This window comes from Rhizobacter sp. (assembly GCF_035702065.1).
In the GTDB taxonomy this organism is placed as follows: domain Bacteria; phylum Pseudomonadota; class Gammaproteobacteria; order Burkholderiales; family Burkholderiaceae_C; genus Rhizobacter.
In genome coordinates, this window is the sequence record NZ_DASSRA010000347.1 from 1 (window position 1) to 5117 (window position 5117).

Annotated in this window: 6 protein-coding genes and 3 pseudogenes; 4 read left to right on the forward strand and 5 right to left on the reverse strand. The window is 70.7% G+C overall.

From position 1 onward, the window contains the following. The 3 genes and pseudogenes from VFL64_RS15390 to VFL64_RS15400 all read right to left on the reverse strand — a co-directional run. Positions 1–521, reverse strand: a pseudogene (locus tag VFL64_RS15390) (AMP nucleosidase); the annotation flags it as partial. A 58-nt stretch (positions 522–579) separates the two neighbouring features. Then, complete coding sequence (locus VFL64_RS15395) at positions 580–849, reverse strand: hypothetical protein (RefSeq protein ID WP_489541261.1); 270 nt, start codon at positions 847–849, stop codon at positions 580–582. Between the two features lie 15 nt (positions 850–864). Then, a complete protein-coding gene (locus VFL64_RS15400; RefSeq protein ID WP_489541262.1) occupies positions 865–1431 on the reverse strand; it encodes a lipid-binding SYLF domain-containing protein in 567 nt (188 codons plus the stop codon). 105 nt (positions 1432–1536) lie between these two features. On the opposite strand from VFL64_RS15400, the pseudogene VFL64_RS15405 reads away from it, so the two are divergent. Continuing rightward, positions 1537–3366: pseudogene (locus tag VFL64_RS15405) on the forward strand (carboxyl transferase domain-containing protein); the annotation flags it as partial. A gap of 10 nt (positions 3367–3376) precedes the next feature. Here VFL64_RS15405 and VFL64_RS15410 read toward each other — a convergent pair. Continuing rightward, positions 3377–3658 (reverse strand): hypothetical protein, encoded by a 282-nt coding sequence (locus tag VFL64_RS15410; RefSeq protein WP_489541263.1) that lies wholly within the window; start codon positions 3656–3658, stop codon positions 3377–3379. Then, positions 3655–3843, reverse strand: a complete 189-nt coding sequence (locus VFL64_RS15415; RefSeq protein WP_489541264.1) for a hypothetical protein — start codon at positions 3841–3843, stop codon at positions 3655–3657. Before VFL64_RS15415 ends, VFL64_RS15410 begins: the two co-directional genes overlap by 4 nt. A gap of 238 nt (positions 3844–4081) precedes the next feature. Between VFL64_RS15415 and VFL64_RS15420 the strand changes: the two genes are divergently transcribed. The 3 genes and pseudogenes from VFL64_RS15420 to VFL64_RS15430 all read left to right on the forward strand — a co-directional run. Continuing rightward, a complete protein-coding gene (locus VFL64_RS15420) occupies positions 4082–4603 on the forward strand; it encodes a glycine zipper 2TM domain-containing protein (protein WP_489541265.1) in 522 nt (173 codons plus the stop codon). Positions 4604–4656: 53 nt separating this feature from the next. Then, the gene (locus VFL64_RS15425; protein ID WP_489541266.1) at positions 4657–5016 is read left to right on the forward strand and encodes a hypothetical protein; all 360 of its coding nucleotides are present in this window, start codon (positions 4657–4659) and stop codon (positions 5014–5016) included. Further along, positions 5013–5117: pseudogene (locus VFL64_RS15430) on the forward strand (DUF72 domain-containing protein); the annotation flags it as partial. The gene VFL64_RS15425 and the pseudogene VFL64_RS15430, both read left to right, overlap by 4 nt.

Genomic DNA, 5117 nt, shown 5'->3' on the forward strand with positions numbered 1-5117 from the left:
CCGAGCGTGGGCTCGTGCGTGCCGTTGGCGATGCCGTCGTCCATGGCGGCGAGGTCGGGCAGGTCGAACTGGTCGCGCAGCAGCAGGCGGCGCTCGGGCGGCATGCTGCCTTCGAGGTGATCGTGCTCGCCGAGCGAGAAATGCACGGGAATCGGCTGCGTCGACAACCCCACCTCCAGCGAGACGCCGTGGTTCTTGAGCAGCAGGCTGAACTGCTCCAGGTAGTAGCCGCCGAAGAGATCGGGCCGCGTGAGCGTGGTCTCGTAGGTGCCGGGGCCGGCCACGAAGCCGTAGGCCAGGCGCGAGTCGGCGCGCGCCACGGTGTCGGTGTGCACACGCAGGTAGGGGTAGCAGGCGCGCACGTGCTGGGCGAGCGTTTCGCCGGCGACGAAGCGCTGCAGGCTGTCGCGCAGGTGCGCAATGCCGCTGTCGTAGATGGTGGTGGCGTGCGCCAGGGCGGCGGCCGCGTCGGTGAACGACTGGGCCGTGATGAGCGTCGTGGGCTTGTTCGTCGAGGTCATGGGCGCATTGTGCGTCCATGACGTGACACGCGGGCGGCAGGCCGCCGCCCCGCCGGGCTCAGCCGGGGTGCTTGATGTCGCGCTTCTCTTGCCGGCCGTCCTGCTTGGCGTCGCGCTTGTCCTGGCGGCACTCGGCGTTGTTCTTCTGGTCGGCGGCCTTGCAGTCGACCTTGGCCTTGCGGGCATCCTGCTTCGCGTCTTGCTTGGCATCGCGACCGGCGCGGCGCTGGTCGGCCTGCTCGGTGGCCAGGGCGGCGCCGCACAGGGCCAGCAGCGCGGTGGCGGCCAGCGAGGCGGTGAGGTGGTGCCAGCGTGAATGTGTCGTCATGGTTGCTCTCCTTCTTCAGTTGAGATCGGTGTCCTTGTAGTACTTGGTGCCCTTGGCCGTGACCTCCAGCGCGAGGCTGTTGCCACTCATCTGGTAGACCCACACCCCGGGCGCGACGGCCACGGCGCCCTGGTAGGCCGCGCCCTTGTCTCCGGCCTTGGCCGAGGCGGTGGCCTGCCCGCCGAAGGCCCAGCCGGAGTTGATGAAGTCGTTGAGCGCCTTCTCGGTCTCGAAGACCCAGACCATCTGGAACTTCTTGACCCCGAAGCCCAGGCCGGCCTGCACCTCGGCCATCTTCATGTAGGTCTGTGCCTTGGTCTTGTTGTTGACCGCCAGGCCCTTGCCCGTGCCGCTGCCGGCCACGAGGATCTTCATGCCGAAGTTGCTGAAGGCGGCGTAGCCGGCCGCCGATTCGACGGCCTTGCGCGCTGCGGGCTGCGCCTTGTAGACGGCGTCGAGCGCCTGCTGGGCGGCCTTGCGGACCTCGGCCTGCTCTTTGGCCTTGTCGGTGTCGGCGGCCCATGTGGCCCAGGGAATCATCACTCCAGCACCTGCTGCCAACACGATCGTCCGACGTTGCATGCCGTCCTCCAGATAATCTGCGCCTTGGCGGGCGGCCAGTATGGGCACTTGTCCCGCAAACAGCAAGAACGCGCGGCGAGAGGCCGATACATCCCAGGAGACGACCAAGGCATGACACAGGAATCAATCAAGGCCCCGATGGCCGCCACCGTGGTGCAGGTTGCCGTGGCCGCGGGGGAGCCCGTGCAGGCCGGCCAGCTGCTGCTGGTGCTCGAGGCCATGAAGATGGAGCACGAGATCCGCGCCGAGGCCGCGGCCCAGGTGCTGGGCGTGGCCGCCCGCGTGGGCGAGACGGTCGCCGAGGACGAGTTGTTGCTCACGCTCGGCGCCGCGGTGATCGGTGCCGTGGCGAAGCAGGCCGACACGGCAGCGGCCCAGGGTGCCCCTGCCGTGCGCGCCGACCTGCAGGAGGTGGTCACCCGCCATGCCTTCACGCTCGATGCCGCCCGCCCCGAGGCCATGGCCAAGCGCCATGCGCTGGGCATGCGCAGTGCGCGCGAGAACATTGCCGAGCTGTGCGACCAGGGCAGCTTCATCGAATACGGCGCGCTGGCCTTCGCCGCGCAGACGCGCCGCCGCGCGCTCGACGACCTGATCCAGAACACGCCCGCCGATGGCATGGTCACCGGCATCGGCAGCGTCAACGGCAGCTTGTTCGGCGAAGAGAAGGCGCGCTGCGTGGTCATGTCGTACGACGCCACCGTGCTGGCCGGCACGCAGGGCATGCGCAACCACCAGAAGACCGACCGCATGCTGGGCATCGCGCTCGACGAGCGCCTGCCGGTGGTGCTGTTCGCCGAAGGCGGCGGCGGCCGACCGGGCGACACCGACTCGGCGCACGTGGCCGGGCTCGACCTGCACACCTTCGCGAGCTACGCCCGGCTCAGCGGCCAGGTGCCTGTGGTGGGCATCGCCAACGGCCGCTGCTTTGCCGGCAACGCGGCCCTGCTGGGCTGCAGCGACGTGATCATCGCCACCCGCAACAGCAACATCGGCATGGGCGGCCCGGCCATGGTGGAGGGAGGCGGCCTGGGCGTGTTCAAGCCCGAGCAGATCGGCCCGAGCACCGTGCAGCACGCCAACGGCGTGATCGACGTGCTGGTCGACGACGAAGCCCAGGCCGTGGCTGCTGCGAAGCAGTACCTGGGCTACTTCCAGGGCCGCACGAGCGAGTGGAGCGCGGCCGACCCGCTGCGCCTGCGCGATGCCCTGCCCGAGAACCGCGTGCGCGTGTACGACGTGCGCCAGGTGATGCAGGGCGTGGCCGACACCGGCTCGCTGCTGGAGCTGCGTGCCGGCTTCGGCCACGGCATCCTGACGGCGCTGGCGCGCATCGAAGGCCGTCCCGTCGGCCTGATGGCCAACAACCCGGCCCATCTGGGTGGCGCCATCGACGCCGATGCGGCCGACAAGGCGGCGCGCTTCATGCAGCTGTGCAACGCGCACGGCCTGCCGATCGTGTCATTGATCGACACCCCCGGCTTCATGGTCGGGCCCGAGATCGAGGAGCGCGCGCAGGTGCGCCACGTGAGCCGCATGTTCGTCACCGCCGCCCACCTGCGCGTGCCCTTCCTTGCGTTGGTGCTGCGCAAGGGCTACGGCCTGGGCGCGATGGCCATGGCCGGCGGCGGCTTTCATTCGCCGACCTTCACCGCCGCCTGGCCCACCGGCGAGTTCGGCGGCATGGGGCTGGAAGGCGCGGTGCGCCTGGGCTACCGCAAGGAGCTGGAGGCCGAGCCCGAAGGCGCGCAGCGCGAGGCCTTGTTCGACAAGCTGGTGGCTGCGCAGTACGAGCGCGGCAAGGCCATCCACATGGCCGCCATGCTGGAGATCGATGCCGTGATCGACCCCGCCGAGACACGCCACTGGCTCGCGCGCGGCCTGGCCTCGGCCAAGCTGCGCGATCGGGTCGCGCACCCCGTCGACACCTGGTGAGCCGGCTCGGCTAAGGCCGGGTGCCTGCTGCGGCGGTGGTGGTGGCGGCCGCGGTGGCCGCCCGAGCCTGGGTCACCGCTTCGCTGCGGTCCACCACGCCTTGCACCACCAGCGCCAGCGCGATGAGCAGGCTCAGGGCCAGCAGCAACACCCCGGCCGCGATGGCCTTTGGCGTGCGAACCCACGGCGGTGCCGCCTGCCAGCGTTCCAGCATGCTGGCCTGCAACAGACCGAGACGGTCGCCAGCAGGGTGGCGCAGGCCGCCGGCCGTGCTTTCCACCGCGTGGCTCACGTTGCGCTCTTCGGGCCGGGCGCGTCAGGCCAGTGACGGGCCTGCAGGGCGGGGTGGGCCGCTTCGTAGCCCAGCTCGTGCGGCTCGGGGCCGGCCTGGGCGTCCGGTTCTCGGTCCGCCGCGGGGGCATTGCCGCCGAAGTACCAGCGGCGCACGTCTTCCACCCAGTCGTCGTTGCTTGCCATGGGGTGCTCCTTGTCGGTGAGTGCCAGGAAGGCCCACCGCGGCGGGCACATGGTCGGCATGGTGGGCGCGGCGGCCCGGGCGCGCCATCAGGCGAGGCAGCGAAACCCTGTAGGCGCAGGCCTACAGCCGGGCCCGCACTGCGCCGCTGTCCTACGTGCGCTTGCGCAGGGCGCGGACAGACCGCGCAGCCCACGGCCACCAACAATGCGCCAGCCCCCACAGAAGCAGGAGCCTCAGATGAAGAAGACTTCGTTCGACTACACCACCGCTTCAATGGCCGCCGCCTCCCTGGTCTGCATGGCCGCCCTGGCCGTGCTCACCGGCTGCGGGCCGCAGAACGGCGAGCCTGTCGCCAACCCTGCCAACCACGCCGGCTCCACAGTCAAAGCCGAGGCGAAGCCGCCCCGCTACGCGCCCGTGCCGCGCGCCGACATCGGCCATGTGAGCAGCATCGAGACCCTGACCGAGCGCCCGCGCGGCACCGGCATCGGCGCCGTGGCCGGTGGCGTGATCGGCGGGGTGGCCGGGCACCAGATCGGGGATGGCGACGGCAACAAGCTTGCCACCGCCGCCGGTGCCATCGGCGGGGCGGTGCTGGGCAACAAGATCGAGCGCGACCGCGCCGAGCGGGTGGTCGGCTACCGCATCCACGTGAGGCTGGAGAACGGCGAACTGCGCAGCTTCCGCCAGCCCGAGCTGGCCGGCCTGCGGGTGGGTGACCGCGTACAGGTGAACGGCGAACGGTTGTCTCCGGCCTGAGCGCCTGCGACACTCGGGCCGCCCCGTCGGCCACACGCCGCCCGGCGCACAGCATGGCCATCTCCTGGTTGTCGGCACTGAAGGTGATCCCCTGGGGCGACGTGATCGAAGCGGCGCCGCAGGTGGTCAAGGGCGCACGCAAGATGTTCACGCGCACGCAGCAGCCCGAACCCGCAGCGCCTGCGGCCCCCGCGGCCGACCCGGCTGAACGCGTCAGCCAGCTCGAAGCGCGCGTGGCGCGGCTGCAGGAGCAGCAGCAGGCGTCGGCCCAGCTGATGGAGACGCTGGCCGAGCAGAACGCGCGGCTGGTGGAGGCGGTCGAGATCCTGCGCGTGCGCACGCGCTTTCTGCTGGTGGTGAGCGGCGTGCTGGCCGTGGTGCTGGCCGGCACGATCGCCTGGAGCCTGCGATGAGCGGCGGCCACGTCAGCATCGGCATCGGTGGCTGGACCTTCGAGCCGTGGCGCGACAACTTCTACCCCAAAGGCTGGTCGCAATCGCGCGAACTGGAGTAC

What these genes read in the sequence shown, in the direction of transcription:
- VFL64_RS15395 (WP_489541261.1), bottom strand. Translation starts at nt 849, where the DNA reads ATGACGACACATTCACGCTGGCACCACCTCACCGCCTCGCTGGCCGCC.
- VFL64_RS15400 (WP_489541262.1), bottom strand. Translation starts at nt 1,431, where the DNA reads ATGCAACGTCGGACGATCGTGTTGGCAGCAGGTGCTGGAGTGATGATT.
- VFL64_RS15415 (WP_489541264.1), bottom strand. Translation starts at nt 3,843, where the DNA reads ATGGCAAGCAACGACGACTGGGTGGAAGACGTGCGCCGCTGGTACTTC.
- VFL64_RS15420 (WP_489541265.1), top strand. Translation starts at nt 4,082, where the DNA reads ATGAAGAAGACTTCGTTCGACTACACCACCGCTTCAATGGCCGCCGCC.
- VFL64_RS15425 (WP_489541266.1), top strand. Translation starts at nt 4,657, where the DNA reads ATGGCCATCTCCTGGTTGTCGGCACTGAAGGTGATCCCCTGGGGCGAC.